Below are 25,051 nucleotides of genomic sequence, written 5' to 3'. Positions count from 1 at the left end.
TCCGACGGAACACTGACCTTGCCGGAAGGCTTATCCTAGACAATCTCAGACAGCCTCTCACTCAGCCGTGGGGCTGAGTTTCCGGCGGGATCACCGACTTGTAAGGCTTTCCCTTGAACTCCTTGGCATAGGCATCCTTCGCAGCCTGCAGAAGCTCAGGGTCGGTGAGAGCATCGTAGGCGGTCAGGGCGATGGTCTTGGCGGCTTGTACAAGTCCCTTGTGCGCTACGCTGGACTGGCCGTTGGCTACCCACTGCCACGAATGCGCGGGCGTACCCAGCGGCTCGAAACCGCCGTAATACTGCGCGGTCGGGGTACACCAGCTCACGTCGCCGACGTCCGTGGACGCCTGGCCCTTGGTGTCGGTGGTGTAAATCAGCGGGAACTTCGGCAACGCCATGCTGGAATGGGCGATTTTGCCGACTTCCTCATCGCTGAGCGCCGGGTTCGCGGCCTTCAGCCGCTCGGCGAGCGGACCTTCGTAACCCTTGGGGTTGTTGGCCTGGATCTTGCCTTCGAACTCGAGCTCTTCATCGGTGAGCTGCAACGGGCCAACCAGGTCAAGGTTTTTGTCCATATCCTCGCTGAGCGGGTGGTTCGGCACGTAGTTGGCGCAGGCGGAATCGAAGTCGATCGAAAGCTCGGTTTCCGTCATCATCGCGGCGCCCTTGGCGATCTTGACCACGCGGTCGTAGATGGGCTTGGCTTGCTCAAGATACGGGGCGCGCACGAAGAAGTAGAGCGTGGCCGTGGGATGCACGACGTTCGCGGACTTGCCGCCGGCGTCGAGGTAAGCATAGTGGATGCGCGCGGCGTCGATGATGTGCTCACGCAGGAACTGCACGCCCACCGTCATCAGCGTGGCGGCGTCAAGCGCGTCGCGGCCCTGCTCGGGGGCGGCCGCAGCGTGTGCGGCGATGCCCTTGAAGCTGAAGTTGGCCTGCATCACCGCAAGGCCCGAACCGCCGGCGACGGCCGTGGTATCGGAAGGATGCCAGGTAAACGCTGCGTCCACGTCGTCGAAAACGCCATCGCGCGCCATGAACGCCTTGCCGTAACCGCTCTCCTCGGCAGGGCAGCCGAAAAGTTTCAGCGTACCCTTGAGATTTTTCTCCTCCATCAGCGTTTTCAGCGCGACGGCCGCGCCCAAAGCGCCGGTACCGAGCACGTTGTGGCCGCAACCCTGCCCGGGCGCGCCCTCGACCACCGGCTTGCGATTGGGGTTGCCGACCTCCTGACTCAAATTGTCGAGTGCGTCGTATTCGGCGGTGATGGCGATAACCGGCTTGCCTGTTCCGTACGTGGCGATGTAGGCGTAATCCATGCCGGCCACGCCTTTTTGGATGTCAAAGCCCTCGCGTTCGAGTACTTTATAATGCTGTTCGACAGATTTCGGCACGGTGAAACGTGTCTCGGGCGTCTCCCAAATCCTGTCCGAAGCCTCGATGAACTCGCCTTTCTTCTCGTCGACGATGTCCATGATCCGCTGTTTGTTGCCGTCGATATCGGCTGCATTGCGAGTATTGCCGTTATTGTCAACTGCCATAGCACACTTCCTTTCGGGACGTTTCCTTCTTTATACTCTCATCGAGCCGAGGCCACCTAACCGAGTCCATCTCGCTAAGTCACGTCCATCAAGTTACGTTCTCCTAGCCGTGTCCGCCTAGATACTCCCGCCTAGCTTCTCTAAGCCCAAGCCCGAACGTATAAAATCGGCCGGCAGACTGACGGAAATGGCTTATCAATACCAAATCCACAGGCCTGCTGGCCGACCTTTTATGGCGAAACTGTCGTTACAGACGAGCGAGCTGGTTGCTAGGCACGCTTGCGATCGACGAGTTTGATGGCGGCACCGGCAGCTGCGAGCAGCGCCATGATGCCGGCCACGATGGAAACATTGGCACCGGTCGTTGCAAGGCCGGCCTTCTTACCGGCGGCGCCAGCGGCACCATTGGTCTTGGCGACGTTGCGAACCAGAGCGGACTGGGCGTCCTCAAGCTCCACGTAGTTGAAGGTGTAGTCGTCTTCAACGCCGTCACGCAGCAGTGACTGCGACTGCGGCTGTGCGTCCGGATTGAGGGCATCCTTGGCATCCTTCAAGGCCTCAGCGAAGACCTTCCATGAAGCAGCGGTGTAATCACTCTGCTTGAGGCTTTCGGCCTGTGCGACCAACTTGGTCAGATCGGCCTTGGTCTTGGGAGTGGTGGGGATATCCGCACCGGTCTTCTGGCCGGCAATCGGGGTCTTGAGATCGGCGAGGTCTTCGCTCAGAAGGCCTTCAATGGCATTGACATCATCTTTCGTGGCGTCGGCATTACCAACGACGTCCTTGGCCCAAGGTAAATCGATGGTGACAAGATACCAAGAGAACTCGCTGTAGTCAGAAGGCTTCAGCGAAGACGCCTTGGCGATATCGGCCTTGAGCGCGGCGATGCTAATCAGAGCGTCGGCCTTCGCGTTGAGGGCGGTGGCTTCGGCGTCGAACGCAGCCTGAGTGTTGTCGGTATCGAGCATGGCCTTGGCCTTGGCAAGTTCAGCGGCGAACGCAGCCCAAGGAGAAGCGGCAGTGAAATCGTCCTGCTTGTAATCCTTCACCTTGTCATAAGCGCTGCGCAGTCCGGCTTTCTTGTCGGGGGCAGGAGCGGGAGCAGGGCTCGGCGATGGGGATGGAGACGGTGACGGGGCAGGGGGAGTTGGGAGCAAGTTCTGATCAATGTTGTAAGTATCTGCATACAACCGGTCATACGCCCTGGCAACCTGATATTGATCACTGTCCGACATTAAGACCCAACTTACATAGCTTCTGGATTGATCAAACTGAGTCCACTGATTATCCGTGGCAGAGGGGTAGCTGGAGCGTGCGACGTTCTTTATTTTATTGTAAAAAGACTGAAGAGCTGCCATATTCTGCAGAGGCGCATCTGCTCTGATTTCACCAGCCTTGGGAGCCTTCAAGATACCAAAATCCATGTCAAACTTCATTGAGCTGGCCGTTTGATCAATATCCTGCTGGTTCATAGCTCCATCTGCATTTTGATTACCGTCTTTAGAAGCATCCAACTTGGCTTCAGCCTTAATGATATCGCTCAAAAGCCATGTCCACGACTCCTGGGTGTATTGGTTCAAATTACCGGCGGTATTACGTATTCCGACTGCTCTGTCATGCTGAGCCTGCAAAGCTGTGCGATTATAATTTGCCTGCGCCGAAACCACCGGATTGGAGCCCGGGGCCGGAGCCTCACCTGCCGTCGCGAAACCTACACCCGCGAACAGGGTGCAAGCCGCCGCAAACGACGCGACAATCACCATCTTCTTCGTCTTCTTCATATCAACCTCCATTGGAAAATAACATACGTCAATCTTTTTACTCCTTAGCTAGAGGGCTTGTCCAATCACATCTATAAACGGTAAAATATCGCCTGTAAGCGGCTAAAAATTAACTCCGAAAGTGTATGGCAAACCATTGCCATACAAATTTTCGCGAATGAGTTTATATCAATTTTCTCACACTGGAATTTCTCGCTGACACCAAAAACGCCTGCAGACGTATGAGACAATGAGATAGAAATAGCTTTTTTAACTATTTTTTGTAAATGCAAAACAAATTATGAGTCCGTAACGACAATCTAGCGAACTCGGCGGCAAACCTGCCAAATTATGCTATAGAGAAATTATGGGGTAAAACCTTAAGTGAAAGGCGGCGACGATGCGCAACATCAGAATCGGAGTAGTGGAAGACGAACCCGCCGCCTGCCAGAAAGTCCTCGACTACCTCAACCGCTACCAGAGCGAAAACGGCGAGAACTTCACCGTCTCCGTCTTCGACGACGGCGCGAAAATCGTGGAAAATTACCGGCCGATTTACGACATCCTGCTGCTCGACATCGAAATGAAAGAGATGGACGGCATGGAGGCGGCGCGGCGCATCCGCAAAATCGACAGCAGCGTCGTGATCGTTTTCATCACCAATGCCTCGCAATACGCCATCAACGGCTACGAAGTGCAGGCGCTCTCCTACCTCCTAAAACCCGTGCCGTACTTCGCCTTCTGCCAGGAAATCAAGCGCTGCATCGAGGCAGTGCGGCGGCAGAGCGACGATTCCATGCTTTTCGAGGTCGGCTCGCAACGCACACGCGTAGAGCTCAAATCCATCGTCTACATCGAATCAATTCGTCATACCATTATTATCCATACGCTCGATGGCAAACTTTCCATCACCTCAACCTTGAAAGAGCTCGAGACGCAACTGGACGGGCACGACTTCTTCCGCTCAAATTCCTGCTATCTGGTCAACCTGAGGCACGTCACCGGCATCGAGGACCAAGACTGCATCATGAGCAACGGCGAGCGCCTGCGCATCAGCCGCCCGCGCAAAAAAGCGTTCGTCGCCGCGCTGGCCAGCTACATCAACGGCGGGCTGCAATGAACGCACTGGTTACCATGCACCTTCCCGACGCTACCGTGCGAAACATGCACTATAGCGCCGCCAACTTACACTTTTCCGACAGTAATGTAAGAAACATGCAACCTGAATTCGAACCTGCAGGCGTATGCCGGAGCCACAGGGGAGGCGACAGATGAACACCATCACCAACGCGCTGCCCAATATCCCGCGGCTCTACACCGGCATCTGCGAATGGCTGGCCTGCGTGGTCTATCTGCTGGTCATCTACCGGCGTGCGCCGAAATGGCGGAGCCTGCTCGTGGCCGCAATCGGACTGCCTACGATTATCGGGATTCAATATTTCGACGGGGCGATGAGCCTTGATTTCTGGATTCTGGGGATGCTCCTCGCCGTGGCGGGAATGTACCTTCTTATTGTTCTCGGCGCCCAAACGACGCCGCGCGAAGGCCTTTACGTCACCGCCCGCGCGTTCGTGCTCGCGGAACTTGTGGCCTCGCTGCACTGGCAAATCGCGACCTTTATCGGGTTTAACAAGCACAACCACGGCCACGCCTCCGTTTCTGGGCTGGACCTTCCGACCGCGATATTGGCGACAATAATCTACTTGGTCGGTTTCGGCCTGGCTTGGGCCATCGAACGCCGCAATTTCAAGCGCGACAAACCGACAAATCCCACGCGAACGGCGGTGGCGGGTTCCATTATCATCACCATCGTCACCTTTGCGGTGAGTAACCTGAGTTTCGTCTCCACGAACACGCCATTCTCCGGATCGGTCGGGCAGGAAATCTTCTATATTCGCACGCTCGTCGATTTGTGCGGCTACGCCATTCTCGGCGCACAGCAGGAGCAGGCGAGGGCCGCGCAGGCCAACCTTGAAATTGCTTCCATCGACGCGAAGCTGCAAAGCGAGCATCAGGAATATCTGCAATCCAAGGAAAACATCGAATCGCTCGGGCGAATTGCGCACGATCTGAAGCACCAGATCACCGCGTTGCGGGCCGAGGTCGACCCCAAGCACGTGGCCGCTGGCTTCGAGCATCTTGAGGCGTCGGTCAAGGAATACAGCGCTCAGGAGCACACCGGCAATTCCGTGCTCGATGTCATTCTCACTTCGAAGCTGAAGACCTGCGCGCAGCAAGGTATCACATTGACTACTGTCGCGGACGGCAAGCTTTTGGCCAATATGAGCTCAATGGATATCGCCACACTTTTCGGCAATGCGCTCGACAATGCCATCGAGGCCGCCTCTAAGGTCGCGGAACCGGAGCGGCGGCTCATCAAACTCGCACTATACGAACACGGGCAATTTACCGTCATTCGTGTCGAAAACTATTACGAATCGGCTTTGCAGACGGACGACCAGGGCGACCTGCGCACCACCAAGTCCGACCAGCGCGCCCACGGTTACGGCGTGAAATCGATCAAGCACATCGCCGGCCTCTACCACGGCAACGTCACCATCAAAACCCACGACCACTGGTTCACTCTCACCGTACTTTTGCCGCGGTAAAACCTGAATACAGAAAAGTCAATCAAAATAAGCAAAGTTGACAATCAACCCTCTATAGGTAACTTGAAAATTAAGCTTCCAGCCACGAAACGAACATACACTTCACTCGTAAAGACATTCTCATCTCCAGTGATATACTGTAAACAGAAAAATTGTTTACAGCTTTCACAAAGGAGAAGAAATGCATCTACTGCATATTGCTGTAAGCGGTTCAGAACCTTACAACAATAAAACGCTCGATCTCGATTTCTTCGCGGAAGACCAGGTGCGCTCTTACGGACCAGCTTCCGGAATCACCAGACTGGGCGGAGAATCCAGCACGGCTTATTCCCAAAACGTTGTCGCGCTTACCGGCGTCAACGCAACTGGCAAGACCACAGCACTTCGCCTTTTAAGTTTTGTCATCTCTGCATTGACGGACAATATCGCTCTTTTCCAGCAAATCCACCCATTGCCGACTTGTGACGATTCTTTGCACATAGAAACCATATTCGAGGCAAACGGGGTGTTTTATCTGCACGAGGCAGAGCTAATCCAAGTACGCAATATCGATGAGAGCACACACGAAGGAAGCGCAAGATTCGCTTTCATTTCTGAAACTCTGTCACGATTCAACAAGAAACAGCCTTCGCGAAAGCAGCTCAAAGATTTCAAAGCTTTCGCCAAAGCAGCAACTGTGATCCGCATTCGAAAACCAAAACCCAAAAAAGGCGTAAAACGCGATAAAGATATTGACGAGAACGCTTATCTACCAGATTCAGTGCTTCCTTATTTATCGCCATATATGAGCATCATCACCAATATTGCACAAGGCGGCAGCCCTGGGGTAACTCAACTTACGCCCAGTCCGGTTCCTCAGCATCCCGATATTTTCATGCCCGCAACCCTCGACGAGCATAATCCGATAGCAACCATCGCCGACCCCATCCTTCATGTCTTGGATGACAGCATAGACTACTACCGCTTCGATAAGGAGGACCAGCAAGTTCACATTCGTTTCGCCGGAGAATTGGACGAGCGTATCATGTCTCGCGAGGCGGCGCATACCATACTGTCTTCCGGCACCGAACGCGGCTCAAGAATGATTTCCAACGCCCTCTCAGTGTTGCAAAATGGCGGATATCTCTTAGTTGATGAAATCGAAAACAGCATCAACAAAGAACTTGTCCACATGATTATCAATCTGTTTATCTCCAGAAAGACCAATCCTCATGGTGCCACTCTGGTTTTCACCACCCACTATCCCGAACTGCTCGACCTGCTCAACCGGAAAGACAACATCTACTTCTTGCGGCGCAGCACCCAGAATGGTAACAAAGTTGACGCGGTGAAATACTCTTCGGCGGTCAAGCGCGGCGAACTCAAACGCAGCGAAGTGTTCACCTCGAACTTCATTGGCGGCACCGCCCCCAAGGCCAAAAACCTCAAGGCCATTCGCGATTACGTCGCGTCTGCCGTCAACGAACCTTCGCTGACTCGTCCATCTCAAGAGACGGGAGAAGGCCATGAAAAGTCGGAAAAATGAGCTTGCGGACCTTATCGGTAACTCTCATGTTCTGTTCTCTTGCGAAGGTCTCGCCGAATCGGTTATCGTCACCAAGCTGGTGGAACAAGACCTGACATTTCTTGACACCGGCAACATCATCACCGACCCATTAACGGATGCCTACTATACCTTGGAGCGCAAAGGTTCCAGCATAGCTCAGCAATACCTCAATCAGGATTATGGCAGCGATGTCTTTGTGCTTTGCGTCCAGGATCAGGTCGAGCACAAGCTCAGCTTAGGTCCTGCGCGACGCAACGGTTCATCTAAAGACCCTAGAACCCAACCTACGCACCAATCAATCGCGCTGAACCTCACCACTCATCCCGAAATCGAGATGTTGGTGATTTGCCGCGAAGGAGCCGCCGATCAATATGAACATTGGAAACAAAGCCAACGGGGCAAGAAGCAGAATAAATTGAAACCCAGCCTATTCTGCAAAGAAGAGCTTGGAATGGGAGACGTAAAAAGACCCAAATTCCTTAATGATTATTGGGGCAATGGCGACAATCTGGTGCAAGCATTGAGGGAATACCAACGTATCACCAGCGCAAAGAAGCAACGCACCGACTTCATGCTCGCGGATTTGCTGAAGTGATTTCCGCGAATCAGATGGTTGAATCGCTACGTTTTAAAATGACAGCCACATTTTCCTGATCATTTTCAATCTTTTGATTTTTACACGGTCATGTTTACACAGTCATTTAACCGTCATAGTGACCGTGTAAACGTTGAAATGTTGCCGAAAGCGACTTCGCTCATCAGCAGATAGGTTCCGGAAACCGCGGAATTGGAGGAATCCTAAAACTAGCCCGTAGCCACTCATTATTCCTACATAATCAGACGGTCATTTCACACAGTCAATTGACTGTGTGAAATGACCGTGACAAATCGTTACGAGCGCTACTTACTTCTCGGCTTTATCGCCTTTCTTGGCGGGGGCGATCCACCACTTCAGCAGCGGGTAGCTGATGATGACGGCCAAAAGAGTGTTGACCACGGAGGCGAGGGTGGAGGAAATGGCATCGTTCCAGCCGAAGCCCTTGCAGAGCGTGGTGATGTAGCCAGGCAGCAGCAGGCCGCAGACCACGATGATGATGGCCAGGATCGCATACTTCCACGCGGCAGACTTGAAACTCGCGTCAGACTTGAAGACCCACTTCATCTGCACCACGAAGTTGACGGCCTGTGCGCAGATTTCGGCGATCAGGAAGGTAAGGAAGCCACCGAGACCGTTGGTGCTGGGCTTCGAGTAGTTGAAGATGAGGAAGCTGAACGGCTGGGTCAGGTGCATGGCGTGCACGAACAGCGCGGTCAGAATCCACACGGCCACGAAACGCGTGATGGTCGAGATGTTCGAAAGCACGTTGAACTTGATGAACTCCCAGAGGTTCGGATACTTGTTGATCAGGCGCTTGCAGGCGGCGATGAAGCCCTTGCCTTCGACCTGCTGGGCGCTTTCGTTCTTGTTGTTGTCACTCATTTGTTTTCAAGCTCCTTCGCTACGCGCTTGTTGGCGGAAATATTGCGGAAATAACCGGCAATGAACGAACCGGCACCACGGAAGGTGTGGCCGTTCGCAATCTTGACGACGGCCTGGACCATCGCCGAGTCGATCATGCCCTGCGTCATCTTGCACATCGCACGAGGCGGCATGTTCAGGATGAAGAGAATATTGAGATCAGGCTGGCCGGTCTTTTGGCGGACTTTGGCCTCTTTCTTGGTCAGCACCTTGGCGACGGTACGCGCGACGAAACCACGCGAATCCGCCCACGAGGAAATCGGGTCGTTCTCGCCGAAGACGACGGTCTTGCCGGGAGCAATCACGCCGTGGCCGAAGAGGGCCGTCATCTCGTTGTCGGTGACATCCTTGACCTGACCCTTGAGATAGTGGCCAAGCACCGGGTTCGGCGGGCAGAGATCAATGTCGCCCTGAATCATTTGCTTAGTCGAAAGCGGCAGATTTTCAACGCTGTCGCCGACCAAAATCTCCCGTTCGCCGGTTTCGGTCTTCCAAGTGCCGGGCACAACATCGTAATGACGGAACGTATAGCGGTCGAACGGAATGGTGACGGTCGCAGCTTCGTGGGCATCGAGGAAGACCTTCTTGAAGCCCTTGAGCTCGCGGTCGGGACGCATCGCACCGCCGACCGGAGCGCGCACGTACATCTGGGCGACGGTGGCTCCCGGGATGTCGGAATCGTTGGTCACCGTGAACGTGACACCGTTTTCGTCACTGGTCAAATCCGAATATGTGAACGTGCTGTAGCTCAGGCCATAGCCGAACGGGAAACGCACCGGAACGCCAGCAGTCTCGTAGTAACGATAGCCGACGAACGGGCCCTCGCGGTAGATGGCGTCGCGGCCGATGGCCGGGTACCAGCCGGAGCTGGGGACGTCTTCATACTTGATCGGCCAGGTCTCGGCGAGATGGCCGGAAGGATTGACCGCGCCGGTGAGCACACGAGCCGTGGCCGAAGCGCCAGCCTGGCCGGAAAGGCCGATATAAAGGAGCGCGGAAACGTCGTCAAACCAAGGCAGCTCGACGGGGGAGCCGGCAACAAGCACAATAACGACAGGCTTGCCAGTGGTGACGAGCGCCTTCACCAGGTCGTTCTGACCTTCAGGAATGGCCATGGTGGAACGGTCAAGACCTTCGGATTCGCTGCGTTCGTCGAGACCGACAACGGCGATGACCACGTCAGTGGTGTCGGCCGCAGCCAGCGCGACGGCATCCTCGACCAGGACGTTGTTCTTGCCGCCATGACGCTCGTAGCCCTGCTGATAACCGGTGACTTCAACGCCATCGATTTTCTTCAACTGGTCGAGCAGGTTTTCCTCGTTGGTCGCGTTGACCTTGGAGGAACCGGAACCTTGATATCGCGCGGTTTCGGCCATATCGCCGACAACAGCCACACGAGTACCGGACTTCAACGGAAGAACCGGGGCGATCTTGCCGTCTGCGCTGCCGTTCTTGAGCAGCACACTGGTATTTTCAGCGACGTGACGGGCAACGTTATGGTGATCTTTGGCCACGTCATCGGCCATCAGATCATCGCGGCCCACACCTTCGAAATGCGTGCGCTGGGCGAGTTTGGCGACCTCGCGGGCACGGACGTTGATATCGGCCTCGGCCAGCGTGCCGGCCTGTACGGCACCGACCAGCTCTCGCACGGAAGTGTAGCCAGGAGACGGCATCTCGAGCGAGCCACCGGCCTTCACCGCGGCGACGGCGGAATCTGAACCGCCCCAATCGGAGATGACCGTGCCGTCGAAACCCCACTCCTGACGCAGGATTTCGGTCAAGAGATGCTTGTTTTCGTGAGCGTAGGTGCCGTTGATCTGGTTGTACGAGGTCATGATGGCCCAAGGACGCGCCTCGCGAATCATGATTTCGAAACCGGTCAGGTAGAGCTCGCGCAGCGTGCGTTCGTCGACCACGGAATTGGAGGCCTGACGACGCAGCTCCTGGCTGTTGACCGCGAAATGCTTCGGGCAGGAGGCAACGCCATTGCTCTGGATGCCCTTGACCAAGCCTGCGGCCATGCGCCCGGCGACCTGCGGATCTTCGGAGTAGTACTCGAAATTGCGGCCGCACAAAGGGTTGCGCTTGATGTTCATGCCCGGTCCGAGCAGCACGTTGACATCGAGATCGTGCGCCTCGCGCCCGAGCGCCTTGCCCATTTCCTCGGCCAGCTCCGGGTCCCACGAATTGGCCACAGTCCCGGCGGTGGGGAAGCAGGTAGCAGGCTTGGAAGCCCCGATACCTAGGTGATCGCCCGCTCCAAGCTGACGGCGCACGCCGTGCGGACCGTCGCTCATCACAAAGCTCGGAATTCCGGCCCGCTCGTTGCCGCGCGAGTCCCATTCGGAGCCGCCGGAAAGCATCGCCGCTTTCTCTGTAACGCTAAGTTCCTCGAGTTCCATGGTCCTCCTTATATAAAATCCTGGCGTTTCTGCCGTCTCATCGTTTCGTCACGCAAGCCCGGCTTGAACGTTGGTTGGCACATATATGCGGCGCTGCACAGCTTGTGCCGCCTCGCATACAATCCACCAATAGCAAGTCTATTTAACCAATAATTTCCATAGCCCAGACCGCCAAAAGCCTAAGCTGTCATTTCTTTCGCACGATTGGCGTACTGATAATTACGCCGCTGCGCAAACCTTTATATACCCGTATATTCGCTTTATATTCCTTATATATTCGTTCTATATTCTGCCGCCATATAGAGGAAACGAAGAGGGTGGTGAAGCCCCGCCGCAATTGCTACGACGAGGCTTCGCCCGAGCGATTCCGCGTTATGATTTAGTGCTACATTTTCATATCAACGGAACCGCTTAGAGGTCACTTTTCGTCAGAGTTCGCGGCATCAGCCGAATCACTGGTTACGGAGACCTTGGCCTCGTTGCGCCGACGGAGGTAACGACGAATCGCAACGATTTCAAGACCGACGAAAAGCACCGCGACAATGGCCCAGACGACGTACATAGCCGTCTTCCAGACCGGGGTGGCGGTCTTCGGCTCGCCATTCTGATACTCCCAGCTGTTGGCCACAGAGTAGAGGATGTTCTTCGAAGCCTGACGCATCGCGATCACGGAGGTCGCGGACTTGTCGGTGATGTGGTTGGTCACCTTGGTGGTGGCGAGCATGGTGTCGCCGCCATTGCGGATGATCTGGTCAGCGTTCTGATAGCCGTAGACACCGAAGTAATCGGTCACCACGAAGCCGTGGAAGCCCCACTCGTCACGAAGGACGGAGTTGAGCAACGCGCTGTTGGCGCCCGCGTAGGTGGGTCCGATGTAGTTGAAGGAGCTCATCGCGGCGGTGGTGCCACCGGTCTTGACGCCCATTTCGAACGGCTTCAGGTAGATCTCACGAATCGACTGCTCGTTGGCCCAGGTGCACAGCATGTTGGTGCGGTTGGTTTCCTGGTCATTGAGCGCGAACTGCTTCATGAAGGCATAGACGCCCTTGGACTGTGCGCCTTGAATCTGGCTTGCGGCCAGAGCACCGGCGAGCTCGCCGTCTTCGGAGAAGTACTCGAAGTTACGGCCGGAGAACGGGCTGCGGTGCGTATCCATGCCCGGGGCGTACCAGCCGTCCACATGCATGTCGTGCGCCATGTCACCGATCATCTTGCCGAATTCCTTGTTGAGGTCCTTGTTCCAAGAGCAGGCGAAGGAGACTTCAGCCGGGAAGCCGATGGAGCCGACCTTGGTAAAGTTGTTGTTGAGGGCTGCGGGGCCGTCGGCGTCGGTGGTCTTGATCTTGCCGATCGAGTCCACCGCAGGCGTGCCGTAACCGCCGTTGGCGATCAGGCTGTCCATATCGTTGAAGCTCAGCTCGTCAAGCAGCTTGTTCCATTCCGGATCGTCGTAGGACTTGCCGCGCAGCTGGGCCAGGCGCACGTTGTTCTTCGCACCCGTGGTCGGCATCTTGTCGCCGGACTTGTTGTGGTCGGCGGGCTTGTAGTTGCCGTTGTTGACGAACTCGGACTTCGCCTTGTCGCTCATCGCGAAGTTGGTCGGGGCGGCGGTGGCCGTCTGATAGTTCGCGAAGTGGTCCTTGCGGGAGAGGTAGGTCACGTCGCCAGCGGCATTGTCGAACTGGTTGGTGGCCGCGGTCTTGTCGCCCGCGTGGGTCTTGGACTTGTTATAGGTGATGGTTGACGGGATATTGACCGTCTGCTGGTCGATCGCCGTATGCGCGTCGGAGTTGATGGAGATGTTGTAGTCACCCTTCTCCAGCACGTAGGACTTGGCGGTCTTGGAATCGTAGGAAGCCATGTCGTCGTCCTTGAAGGAGATCTTCACGGTCTGCGATTCGCCGGGCTTCAGGAGCTTGGTCTTGCCGAGCGCCACCAGGTTGGTGGAAGCCTTCTCGATGCCACCATTGGTGTACGGCGGGTCGAAGTAGGACTCGACAACGTCCTTGCCAGCCTTGTCGCCGGTGTTCTTGACGGTGACGTCGAAGGAAACCTTGCCGTCAGCGTGGTCGACCTTGCCCATCTTCTGGCTGAACTTGGTGTAGCTCATGCCGTAGCCGAACGGGAACTGGACGACGTCGTTGTAGTTGATGAGGCCTTCCTTGGCGGCGGTCTCATAGAACTTGTAGCCCAGGTAGATGCCTTCGGTGTAGTTGACGAACGTCGGCTTGATGGTCTGCAGCTTGCCGGTGAAGTCCGGAACCTTCTGGATGAACTGGTCGACGTTGTTGTACTGGAAATCGCCGTAATTGTTGACGTTCACGGACTTGTGAAGGTCGCGCAGGAAGGTATCGGAGGTCTTTCCCGAAGGATTGACGGCGCCGGAAAGCACCTTGCCAAGCGCGGTGAAGCCGGTCTGACCGGCAGGCGGGCACCACAGCACGGACTTGATCTGCGGATAATCCTTCAGGAAGCTGAACTGGAACGCATTGCCGCCGTTGTAGACGAGGGTGACGTTCTGGAAGTTCTTGGTGACGGCGTCGAGCATGTCCTTCTCGGACTGGTCGAGCTCAAGGAAGGACTGGCCGTCCTTGAAGTCCTCGTAATCCTTGGAATTGTTGTGATAGGGGACGCCCTTGGCCTTCATGTTGCTGGGCAGGTCGTTACCTTCGCCACCCTGACGGGCCAGGACCACGACGGCCTGGTCGGAGAAGCTCTTGGCTTGGCTCATCATGTCAGCCGGATACTGCTTAATCGGGGTCTCGGGGAGGTCCCATTCAGGAGCGAACATCACCTTGGGCTGCGGGCGGTCCTTGGCGTACTTGACGTACATGTTGCTCAGTTTGCTGTTGGTCTCAAGACCGGCGTTCTTCATGCCTTCGAGGATGGAGACGGTCTTGTACTGCGTGTTCATGGCGCCTGAGCCGGAGCCCGAATAGATCGGGTTGGTGGAGGCCCAGCCGAAGACGTTGACCTTCTTGCTGCTCAACGGCAGGTTGGAGTCATTGTTCTGCAGCATGGTGATACCTTCGCTCTGCACCTCTTCGGCGAGCTTGTTGGCCCGGCTGATGGTGTCCTGCGAAAGCACGTATTTCTTGGAAGTCACGTTGTTGAGCAACGTGGACATCGGGCCGGTGAGCATCATGGAAACCGCCGCGACGATGGCTACCAGCACCACCAGCCACGTCTCGCTGTGCACGAGCTTGCGGGTTCCGGTATTTTGCACCGTCTTCTTGTTGACGGCGACGCTGATGATAATGGCCAGAATCAGCAAGACACCGATGACTACCAGGTAGGGCACCAGCGACTTGATGACGTTGACGACATCAGCCATGTTGATCTGCAACATGAGAAGTCCTCTCTTTATGTTTCACATATCATGAATGCGTAATGGCCACCGCGTCTCATTTGACGTAACAACCACATCTACTCGCTCAACTTCGAACAAAGCCATGCGACGATGCTACATTCACACAGTTTCATTGTGTAATGGCAATCTCGAATTCTCAAGGTTGCGGCTCAGCCTGTCATTTTTCGTGCACGTTTTGCAGCCGACCCGCGCGAGTCTGTCCCCACCGTCAAAAATATGCAACTTACGTCGACTATGCCGCACTTTTCGCACAGTCCCGTCAAAAACATGCACATTACGACCCCTAAAGTGCACGTTTCGCTCGCCAACATATAAAATATGCCTCCGCAACAGCCAACTTGCACTTATCTAGCGATGACGTCAAAAACATGCACTTTATGTCAACTAAGTTGCACTTTTCTGACAGCACCGTAAAAAACGTGCAACTTGCGTCAGCTAAAGTGCATGTTTTGCTCACTAACAGCGATAAAGATGCTGTGGATAAACCAACCGCGACACGCCCGGGTTTGTGGATAACCCCAAGCATTCGACCACAGTACCCTGTTCGGCTTGCCTCGCCCCGCATTCGCCGTCTAGCGTCGATACCATGAGACGCAATCCGGAAATCGAACGAATCGCCGATAACGCAGAGCAATGCCAGCGCTACTTCTTCGGGACGACACCGAACCAAAAGCGGGCTATGCGCAAACGTTGGCGCGTCAACGAGTATGTTCGCCTGTGCCCAAACGTCTACGCACGAAGCGAATATTATAACTCGCTTAATCCGCAGGAACGCGCTATGCACTTGACGCGTACATTGGCCATCAAATATCCCCAAAGAATATTCGGCGCGATGACAGCGGCACGAGTGCTGGGATTTGAATGCCCTTGGTCCAACGCCGAGATGGAACACGTGCAAATCGCCACGGAAGAAGCGATATCAAAACGCAGACAGGGAACTTGCGAAAGAATATACGTGCATCCTCTAACGTACGTTGTCCACAACGGAATCCGTGTCACTTCCCCGGAACGAACGCTGGTAGATTGCGGTCTGCGATACCCCTATGCGAAAGCTTTAGGAATTTTCGATTCCGCATTACGCTCCGGAATGGTAAATGCTAAGGACGTGGAGAAAACTTGTGCCGGCTTGCATAAAGATTGCTCACCAGTGCGGAAACTCCTACGCGACGCGGACGAAAAAAGTGAGAACGGGGGTGAATCGTTCTGCCGCGCCGTAATTCTCGATGCCGGTTTTGCGCGGCCCGAATTACAGCATGAATACCATGATCCCGCGAATCCGAAGCGCACTTTTCGAACCGATTTTTTGTGGAAATACGAGCGTAAAGCCATCGTTCTCGAATACGACGGGATGGAAAAGTACACGAACAAACATATGACAAATGGGCATGAAACCCGACAGATAGTCTATGAGAAGCGAAGGCGCGAAGACGCACTGCGGCGTGCGGGCGTAACCACCATTCTGCGCACGGATTACGAAGAGGTCAGGCAGCCAAGGTCTCTCATTCAGAAACTGCTCAACAGCGGGGTGCCGATGGCGCTCGACCTTCGCTGATTCGTGGTAATCTCTGCTGAATCACAAGCAGCCTTCGCCGAAGTCACTTGCAAACCCGTCCAAACCATCGGCAACTTCGGCGGACCATCAGCAAATTCTTTAACGCCTCAGAACCATCAATCCCCGACTCTGCCGTGCACTTATCTCGCGTAAGAAAAGTGCAATTTACGACTTCCTAAGTGCACTTTTTACACGCCACCACACAAAATAAGCACTTTGCATGCGCTTAAACGCACCTTTCACACGCCAGCATACAAAACCTGCAGCCTACAGAGCTAAGTTATATTATTTAGACAGTACCGTCAGAAACATGCACTTTACGTCAACTAAGTTGCACTTTCTCGACACCAACGTCAAAAACATGCACTTTGGACGCGGTAAGTTGCACTTTTCCGACGGGAACGCAGACTTTGGCAGCATCTTTGCAGCTACATTCGGTTTTTATCGCAATGAAACCCAAATCCATGCTGCGCGCGCAGGAATCGAAAGCGGTGCGCCGATCCTTCAGATTGCGGCGACAGTAGTATCTATAGACATAGCAGAAAAGAGCATCTATGCAGCCAACGGGATTTAACACGGACTGGCGGGTTCGACACTTGAGCAGCGACGAAGCGTTCACGCCGGTGACGCTGCCGCATGATGCCATGCTTTACGAGCCCCGATTCGAGAACGCACCCGGCAGCACCAACACCGGATGGTTCGACGGACGCGATTACGAATACATCCGACACTTCACTCCCGGCGAAGACCTGCGCGGCGATGCCATCATCCTTGAGTTCGAAGGCGTCTATCGGCTGGCCGAAGTCTTTGTCAACGGGCAGAAGGCCGGTTCCTGCGATTATGGATACAGCAGGTTCACAGTTGATGTCACCAATCTGGTCACCATCGGCGAGGACAACGAAATCCGGGTAGTGGCTCATAATGCCGACCAACCCAACTCCCGTTGGTATTCCGGGGCTGGCATCTATCGCCCGGTCACGCTTTGGACGGGGCCGCGCGAGCATATCGGCTTCGAAGGCATCGGGGTACGCACGATATCGACGAATCCGGCGAAAATCGAAGTCACGCTACAGACCACAGGCCCCGGCAAAGCGCATATCGAAATCCTCGAGGGGAAGAGCACTGCCGACACATCGATGGCTAAGTCAATGCCAACTCCTGCTGTGGCATCAAGCGATTGCGAAATCGACGAACAGGGCAACGCGACCGTCACACTAGACATCCCCGATGCGAAATTGTGGAGTCCAGAACATCCCAATCTTTACACTTGCCAAGTAAGCTATCAGGCCGAAGGCCATGAACCTGACATCGAAACCGCTACAGACATTGCCAACAACGCTGCCGCTTCAAACAACGTCGACATCGCCAGCACGAGTTTCGGCGTGCGCACGCTGGCTTGGGGCGACGACGGATTCCTCATCAACGGCAAACGCACCATCATGCAGGGCGCCTGCGTTCACCACACCAACGGCATATTGGGCGCCGCCGCGTTCCCCGATGCCGAACGCCGCAAAGTCGAAGAACTGAAAGCGCAAGGTTACAATGCCATACGCTCAGCCCACAACCCATGTTCCAAAGTGTTTCTCGAGGCTTGTGACGAGCTGGGAATCCTCGTTCTCGACGAATACATCGATCATTGGTACATTCACAAAACCCTTTACGACTATGTCGGTTACTTCTCAGCCAATTGGCGCGACGACCTGACGGCCATGGTCTCAAAAGACCGCAACCATCCCAGCGTCATAATGTATTCAATCGGCAATGAGGTCAGCGAAACCGCTGAAAAGAAGGGCATCGCGCTGACCCGATCCATGGTGAACCTGCTGCACACCCTCGACCCCAGCCGACCAGTGACCTGCGGAATCAATATTTTCTTCAATTTCCTCAGCTCGATCGGTTTCGGCGTCTATTCCGACAAGAAAGCACGCAAAGAGGTCGAAGCAGAATCCGGTGAGCGCGCACCCAAGCTTTCGCGAGAGAACGCTGCCATTGTGCCGGGAGCGTGCATGACCTCAACCTCCGAAAACGGACAGGCAAAACCCAAACACAAAGCGGTGGGCAGCGAGTTCTTCAATAATCTGGCAGGAATCATGGGCGCCGATTTCATGAAAACCGGTGCCACGCTGCACGCCTGCGACGTCAAGACCCGCGACGCGTTCGCGCAGCTCGATATCGCCGGCTACAACTACGGCATCAAACGCTACCGCAAAGACCTGCGTCGCTACCCGCATCGGCTTATCCTCGGTTCCGAAACGTTCTGCAGCGATGCCTACCAATTCCGCGAACTGGCCAAAAGCAACCCACGGCTTATCGGGGACTTCGTGTGGGCTGGCATGGATTACATGGGCGAAACCGGCGTCGGAGCTTGGGAATACAAAGATTACGCACCTGCGGAAAACAGTTTTGGCTGGCTCACTGCGGGCTCAGGCCGTCTCGATCTGACGGGAAGGGTGACAGGCGAGGCTCTCTATACCCGTGTCGCGCTTGAAAAGGACCAGGGTCCTTACCTTGCAGTGCAGCCAGTGAACCATACGGGCGACAAACATTCCCCGAGCGCTTGGAGAATGACCAACGCCACGCCGTCCTGGAGCTGGGATGGCTACGAAGGGCATAAGGCGAGCGTGGAGGTCTATGCGCGCGCGGCGAGCGTCGCCCTGATATTGAACGGACAGGAAATCGGGCGCAAGACATTGCGCAACGATTGTCTTGCGCGATTCAGTTGCGAATACCAACCCGGAACGCTTGAGGCCGTAAGCTTTGATGCAAGCAGCACGGAAATCGGCCGATGCACACTGGCCAGTGCCCAAGGCGCGACCCAGCTCACCTCTTCTCTGGAGCCCGAAAGCGGTTTTGAAGAATCTCAATCCGTTTCGATGGATACAGATACGACGGAACGTAAACGCGACTTGGCCTCATCCGACACCTGCCGCCCCGGGCACCTGGCCTACGTGCGCGTGCGCTATACTGATGCCGCAGGAATCACCAAACCGCTGGAACGTGGCATATTGAACGCCACGGTTAGCGCCGGCAGGCTGGTTGCTTTTGGCAGCGCCGCGCCCTTCAACCCGGGCAGTTTTGTCATCGGCCGCACCGATACCTACTATGGCGAAGCCCTTGCGATTATAGAAATGCCTACCGCAGAAGAAACCCAGTTATCCGACGCTAAGCAATCGCCAGTAATCCTAAACGTCACCGACGGCAAGCTAAAAACCAGCCTCACCATCAAAATGGCGTAACGGACTTCGCGCATTTCAGTATCAGATATCTTGCAATCAGGGCCCACTACATACGGGCTCTGCCCATTAGCCGCTGTAAAGAGCTGTTCATAACCGCCGCTTTGTCCGGTAATTTCTTGATACGCTCATATCGCAAACGAACAAACCGGACACAGACGGAAAATAATTTGCATTCCCGCCAAGGTAGGACAATTTACCTATTTAAACGAAGCAGACACGCAAAAATGTCGTATTTCAATCCCATGATATTATATTACGATAATTATAATTCAATAAGAACAGCTTGATAGCTGCATTCTCGCGCCGAACATATCCGGCAATCCATCGTTGGACACACGAACGGCAGCTTTTCAAGCCGTATCGCCCACCCCGCACTATTCACAACGAAGTTACGCGGGAAACCGAAGAGAAGGAAGGGATACCATGAACAAAACCTTAGCGAAAGCAATCGCCATGCCGGCGGCCATCGCACTCATCTGCCTTGCCGGGGCGTGCGGCTCCGACACGAAGGCGAGCGCCCCGGTACCAGCTACGGCGGCCACCCAGACCACGACCATTTACTTGGTGCGTCACGGTGAAACTATGGCAAATGTAATGCATAGAGCTCAGGGCTGGAGTGACTTCACACTCACACAAAACGGCGTCGATGGCGCCAAATACCTCGGCAAAGGGCTGAAAGACGTGAAGTTTGCAGCCGCATATTCCGGCGATCTGACCAGGCAGGAAAAGACCGCGAACGGTGCCTTGGAGGCCTCCGGCAACAAAAACGTCAAGCTACAGATAGACCCACGTTTGCGCGAATGCAACTATGGCAGCTACGAGGGCCTGCCGGACCAAGGCCAGGCGATACCCGCGATAGCGCAGCATTTCGGGTACGCGAACGCGCAGGACTTCATGAAAGGCGCGGGCAATCAGATGATGAGCAAGATGCAGGAAGGTTATTACGAACTCGACCAAGCCAACAGCCTGAATACCGACCTGCCGGCGCAATTCCGTGCCGAAAAGCCCGAAACCGTTGAGAACAGGATGAGCGCGGCCTTGACCCAAGTCGCCAAGAAACAAGGGGACAAGGGCGGCAACGTCCTCGTGGTGAGCTCCGGAATGTCGATCAGCCTCTTCCTGGAAGCGCAGAAGATTCCGAACAACGCAGGCCCGCTGAAGAACGATTCGGTCACCAAGCTGACCTACAAGAACGGGAAATTCGCGGTCGTCGGCGACATCGGCAGCCTGAAGTATTACGATGCTGGCAAAAAGGCCGCATAACGCGCATACCCTAGCGTCAAGAAAGTGCACTTTAGAACTTCTAGAGTGCGCTTTCTGCATGTTGACGTGCCAAATATGCACCTTGCACGAGCTAACTTGCACCTTCTGAATACTGGCGTACAAAACATGCACTCTAACTGAGATAACATGCACCTTTTAGACGCTGGCGTACGAAACATGCATTCTAGCTGATCCATTTCGCACTTTCTGGACACTAGCGTATTGAAAGCACACTTTGGCTGAAGGAGCTTGCAATTTTTTGACAGTAGCGTCTCGAAAGTGCACATACGAAGGCCAGACCAAGACGACGCGGCGACCGAACGGTAATGCGATACAACAGTCGAGCAGCAACGTGCCACGCCTCAAGTAGTATTGAAGTATGAGCGACTTGAACGCGTTGGACCTGGAACCTGGGGAGATCGTCGGCGGATACACGCTGATCTCGCGGTTGGGCGGCGGCGCGATGGGCTCGGTCTGGCGCGTGCGCGACGACGGCGGGCAAGTTTATGCGATGAAAATCCTGCGGGATTCGCTCAAGGACGACAGCGAAACCGGAGGCGGTTATCAAAACGGCGATACGTCGGCGGAAGATGATTCCGGAAGTTACGGAAACAGCGACGGCAACAGCGGCAACGGCTCCATGGGTTATGACACTACGGGCGGCAACGCAGAGCAACAGCACCATCATCACAGCCACGACCCGCACGTCACGGCCCGCGAGCGCATGCGGCGCGAGGCGGTGGCCATGCGTAAAATCAACCATCCCGGCGTCTGCGCCATCGTCGACATGGAGCTCGACGATTCCCTCGCTTTCATCGTCACGGAACTAATCGAGGGCAAGAACCTGCGTGACGATGTGGCGGCGAACGGACGATACGTCGGCGACGACCTGCAGCGCCTTGCCGCAAAACTCATCGATGCCGTTCGCGCGGTGCACGCGCAAGGCATCATTCACCGCGACATCAAGCCGACCAACGTCATGGTCTCGGCGGCCGGCCCGGTTCTGGTCGACTTCGGCATCGCCATGAGCGCCGGCGAAAGCCACGTCACCCGTACCGGCTTGGTGATGGGCACGCCCGGCTTCATCGCCCCCGAAATCATCGACGGCGCCGAAAGCAACGAAGCCACCGACTGGTGGTCACTCGCCAGCGTCATCGCCTTCGCGGCGACCGGCCGACCGGTTTTCGGCAGCAAACCGATGATGGCGGTGCTCGAGCGCGAGGCGAGCGGCAACGCCAATCTTTCCGGCCTTCCGTCCAATACGCTTAATGCTCTGCGCAGCGCACTCGACCCGGATCCGACCAAACGCTGCAGCCCCGACCAATTGCTGCAAGCCATCACGCTCGACGCACTCAATCCCTTCGAAAACGGCGAGCTGGACGACGAAGATGACAACGACAATATCAATGGCCCAGCCAACGGATTCGGCAGCACCAACAACATGAACGGTTACGGCACGAATGCCAATAACGGTGCCGGTAATAGCGGAAACAGCCACGATAATCCCGAAGGGGTGGTGCCCCCTTTTGGCCAAACGCCTCGGCCTGATTCAAACTCTCCGGGCAAAACCTCGGATAATCCCCGAGCTTCTTGGACCGACAGCGCCCCTGTCTTCCCGAATTCGCCGCAAGCCAGCGCCACTGCCACGATGCCGCTTAGCGCGCCGATGACGCAAAGCCTCGAGCAGACATCGCGCCTTCCCGCTTCGAATCTGCAAACCGCACAGCAGCCCGACGACGCCACGATGCCACTCACTGTCGCGCCAACGCCTCAGTTCGCAGGGCAGCAACAAGCCCAGGGCGCCGCTTACGGAGCTCCATATCCCGCACCATATATATATGGTCAACCGAACGTGCAGCCAGACTATCCGCCACAACAGGCCCAGCTTGCTCAGCCCGTCGCACAGCCGGCGGCGAACCCGGCAGACATCAGGCGCGGCAAGCTGCTTTCACGCTCGATTCTGCCGCTGTGGCTTCTGACAATTCCGTTCGCCCTGCTTTCGGCCTCGGAGCCAATCGTCTCGATATGTTGCGCCGCGGCCCTACTTTGGTTCCTGCTGACGCTGGGTTACAGCGAAGAGGGGCAGCTCGAACGCGAAGGTCGCCGCGGCGGCATCCGCAAGGGCGGCGACCCGGCGTTGCGCGTGGTCGGACTGCCCTGGCACACCCTCAAAGCCCTTATTTTCACCATTCCGCGAGCGCTGATTTTCGTCGTCATCGCCGGCGTCGGCCCAGTGGTCGTGAATCTGGTTTCAGGACTTCCCACGCACATGATCACGCCGTCCTTCGGTTCCTGGCACCTTCCGCTGCCGTTGCCTGCGGACTTTTCACTCTCTTATTCAAGCCTTTCGCTGGCGATATTCATGGCCGCCGCCTGGTTGGTCGCCGTTTTCGGCCCGAAGACCACGTTGCTGCGCATCGGTGCCGGCCGCCTGCGCGGAGCCGCTTACCCCGAACCGGACGCCGCAGTTTATTCCGCGAATCCTGCGGGCAACGGATACGAAGATGATTCATCCAATGCAGATATTGCGGATGATATCGACAATATTGACGAAACCTACGATGATGCCGACGATGAAGACGATATGGCCAATACGAAATCGAAGCGCCATTCGCTCCGACGCTGGGTACTTCTCGCGATTTGGCTGATAGCAGCGCTTGCGGCACTGGCGCTTGCCCTCACCGATCACCAAATCAACTGGATACCGCTCCCCAATCCCCAGCTATAATACGGTTATCAATAAATGCGAATAAACAGTAGCTGAAACCGGGCAGAAACCCAAGCCAAACCGAAAGATAATTAGACATAGTATCAATATCTGTAATAAACTGCCAACACACTCAGCTCTCGGGCTATTTCATCCACCCATACGTGCAAAATAAGAGAGCATTAAGTCTATTTGAGTACGTTGGTTGCTTTAGTCGCTATACGGTGAACGAACCGGCGATTGGCAGCATTTTGCAATCACAAAGAAGGACACATGGCACAACAGGGCAATAAAAAAGCGCAAAAACGCCAGACACGAGCCAGGCGCCAAGCCGAGGAAGCGGCGCGACAGAAGGCGCTGGAAGAGGCCGCGGCCAAGGAACGCAAGCAGCAGACGCTCATCGGTGCGCTCGTCGTGGCCATCATCCTCGTGCTCGTCGCCATCATCGCTATCATTAGCCTCCGTTCGATTATCAAGAAGAACGAGGCGAACAAGGTCACCGCCGACGCTTCTTACACCTCGCTACAGTCGGTGAAAACCAAGCCAAAGCACATCGACAAAAAGGGCGGCATCCTCATTTCCAAGTACGGCTACGACAAGAAGGTCGAGAAAGCTCCGACCGTCGAGATTTTCATGGATCCGCTTTGCCCCGGCTGCGGCTCGATGCACCGCCAAATCGATTCCGACCTCGATAAAATGGTCAATTCCGGCCAGATCAATCTCGTCTACCACGTCATGAACTTCCTCGACGCGGATTCGACCGACCAGTACTCCACGCGCGCAGCCGGCGCGATTCTCTACGTCGCCAGCCATGATTCGAACCCCCAGCACCTGCTTGATTTTGTCAGCAACCTTTACAAGAAGGACTACCAGCCCGACGAAGGCGCTAAGTACAAGCCAACCAGCAATGAGCAAATCCAGGCGCAGGCCGTGGCAGCCGGGGTTTCGAAGAATGTGATGTCCAAGGCGTTCAACGGCACGTACAACAAGTGGCTCGAAGCGTCATACAACTACACGGTCAGGCGCAAAGACATTCTGAACGATTCCGGCCAGCTGAGCACCCCGGCCGTGACCATCAACGGCAAGTTGATGGATATGACCCAGGTTTCCGAGCTGGGCATCTCTCAGCAGCAGGCTCTGCTGAAGTCGCTGGGCATCAAGGAAGCACAGGTCGGGCAAAAGGGCGTCATGCCGGCAATCGGCACCGGAGCGCCTGAATCGCTGAAGTAAGCAGGGACAGGCAAGTCACTTTCGCGACATTCGCAGCTTAAGACCGGCGGCAGATACACACTATTGATGTGTGGTCTGCCGCCGGTTTCGTTTCACTGACTGGGTTTATTGAGACAGGTAACTCGGAAGCGGAACCTTGAAGGCTTGCCCGCTGACTGCTTTCCAGCATCTCGACTTATTCATCTAGAAGGTAATTACTGACGACCACTGAACTGACGACCACTGCATGAATCTTTCTAGTTTTCAGAGGGATTCATGCAAGAAAGCTGTCGCTGACAAGCCGCAACGAATCAATCAGATCAGAGCTA

The 25,051-nt window shown here is 55.5% G+C and carries 15 protein-coding genes; 10 read left to right on the top strand and 5 right to left on the bottom strand.

Annotation, left to right across the window (positions count from 1 at the left end; all coding sequences use genetic code 11):
• Positions 1 to 61 precede the first annotated feature (61 nt).
• A complete protein-coding gene (locus OZX62_RS00490) occupies positions 62 to 1,546 on the bottom strand; it encodes an amidohydrolase (RefSeq protein ID WP_277176113.1) in 1,485 nt (494 codons plus the stop codon).
• A gap of 269 nt (positions 1,547 to 1,815) precedes the next feature.
• Positions 1,816 to 3,327 carry a hypothetical protein gene (locus OZX62_RS00485; RefSeq protein ID WP_277176112.1) on the bottom strand — a complete coding sequence of 504 codons (1,512 nt, stop codon included), beginning with the start codon at positions 3,325 to 3,327 and terminating at the stop codon, positions 1,816 to 1,818.
• 379 nt (positions 3,328 to 3,706) lie between these two features.
• Between OZX62_RS00485 and OZX62_RS00480 the strand changes: the two genes are divergently transcribed.
• The 4 genes from OZX62_RS00480 (at position 3,707) to OZX62_RS00465 (ending at position 8,056) form a co-directional block, all read left to right on the top strand.
• Entirely contained in the window at positions 3,707 to 4,426 is a 720-nt protein-coding gene (locus OZX62_RS00480) for a LytTR family DNA-binding domain-containing protein (protein WP_277176111.1), read from the top strand.
• Positions 4,427 to 4,577: 151 nt separating this feature from the next.
• The gene (locus tag OZX62_RS00475; RefSeq protein ID WP_277176110.1) at positions 4,578 to 5,915 is read left to right on the top strand and encodes a sensor histidine kinase; all 1,338 of its coding nucleotides are present in this window, start codon (positions 4,578 to 4,580) and stop codon (positions 5,913 to 5,915) included.
• A gap of 181 nt (positions 5,916 to 6,096) precedes the next feature.
• Positions 6,097 to 7,440, top strand: a complete 1,344-nt coding sequence (locus OZX62_RS00470; protein ID WP_277176108.1) for an ATP-binding protein — start codon at positions 6,097 to 6,099, stop codon at positions 7,438 to 7,440.
• The gene (locus tag OZX62_RS00465; protein WP_277176107.1) at positions 7,421 to 8,056 is read left to right on the top strand and encodes a hypothetical protein; all 636 of its coding nucleotides are present in this window, start codon (positions 7,421 to 7,423) and stop codon (positions 8,054 to 8,056) included. The genes OZX62_RS00470 and OZX62_RS00465 overlap by 20 nt, the downstream gene beginning before the upstream one ends.
• 309 nt (positions 8,057 to 8,365) lie before the next feature.
• On the opposite strand, the gene OZX62_RS00460 is transcribed toward OZX62_RS00465, so the two are convergent.
• The 3 genes from OZX62_RS00460 to OZX62_RS00450 form a co-directional block, all read right to left on the bottom strand.
• Positions 8,366 to 8,941, bottom strand: coding sequence for a GtrA family protein (locus tag OZX62_RS00460; RefSeq protein ID WP_277176106.1), 576 nt, complete (start codon positions 8,939 to 8,941; stop codon positions 8,366 to 8,368).
• Positions 8,938 to 11,385: a glycoside hydrolase family 3 C-terminal domain-containing protein gene (locus OZX62_RS00455; RefSeq protein WP_277176105.1), complete on the bottom strand. Its 2,448-nt coding sequence runs from the start codon at positions 11,383 to 11,385 to the stop codon at positions 8,938 to 8,940. Before OZX62_RS00455 ends, OZX62_RS00460 begins: the two co-directional genes overlap by 4 nt.
• A 418-nt stretch (positions 11,386 to 11,803) precedes the next feature.
• Entirely contained in the window at positions 11,804 to 14,734 is a 2,931-nt protein-coding gene (locus tag OZX62_RS00450) for a glycoside hydrolase family 3 N-terminal domain-containing protein (RefSeq protein ID WP_277176104.1), read from the bottom strand.
• A 607-nt stretch (positions 14,735 to 15,341) separates the two neighbouring features.
• On the opposite strand from OZX62_RS00450, the gene OZX62_RS00445 reads away from it, so the two are divergent.
• The 6 genes from OZX62_RS00445 (at position 15,342) to OZX62_RS00420 (ending at position 24,743) form a co-directional block, all read left to right on the top strand.
• The gene (locus tag OZX62_RS00445; protein ID WP_277176103.1) at positions 15,342 to 16,307 is read left to right on the top strand and encodes a hypothetical protein; all 966 of its coding nucleotides are present in this window, start codon (positions 15,342 to 15,344) and stop codon (positions 16,305 to 16,307) included.
• A 220-nt stretch (positions 16,308 to 16,527) separates the two neighbouring features.
• Complete coding sequence (locus OZX62_RS00440) at positions 16,528 to 16,881, top strand: hypothetical protein (protein ID WP_277176101.1); 354 nt, start codon at positions 16,528 to 16,530, stop codon at positions 16,879 to 16,881.
• A 22-nt stretch (positions 16,882 to 16,903) separates the two neighbouring features.
• On the top strand, positions 16,904 to 19,543 hold the full coding sequence (locus OZX62_RS00435) for a glycoside hydrolase family 2 TIM barrel-domain containing protein (RefSeq protein WP_277176100.1): 2,640 nt from the start codon (positions 16,904 to 16,906) through the stop codon (positions 19,541 to 19,543).
• 423 nt (positions 19,544 to 19,966) lie between these two features.
• Entirely contained in the window at positions 19,967 to 20,806 is an 840-nt protein-coding gene (locus OZX62_RS00430; protein ID WP_277176099.1) for a histidine phosphatase family protein, read from the top strand.
• A 379-nt stretch (positions 20,807 to 21,185) separates the two neighbouring features.
• A complete protein-coding gene (locus OZX62_RS00425) occupies positions 21,186 to 23,534 on the top strand; it encodes a protein kinase (protein ID WP_277176098.1) in 2,349 nt (782 codons plus the stop codon).
• 252 nt (positions 23,535 to 23,786) lie between these two features.
• On the top strand, positions 23,787 to 24,743 hold the full coding sequence (locus OZX62_RS00420) for a thioredoxin domain-containing protein (RefSeq protein ID WP_277176097.1): 957 nt from the start codon (positions 23,787 to 23,789) through the stop codon (positions 24,741 to 24,743).
• Positions 24,744 to 25,051: the final 308 nt, after the last annotated feature.

It is taken from the genome of Bifidobacterium sp. ESL0690 (genome assembly GCF_029392315.1).
Classification (GTDB): Bacteria; Actinomycetota; Actinomycetes; order Actinomycetales; family Bifidobacteriaceae; genus Bifidobacterium.
Note: the sequence above shows the minus strand (reverse complement) of the source record. Positions and strands in the feature narration are given on the sequence as shown.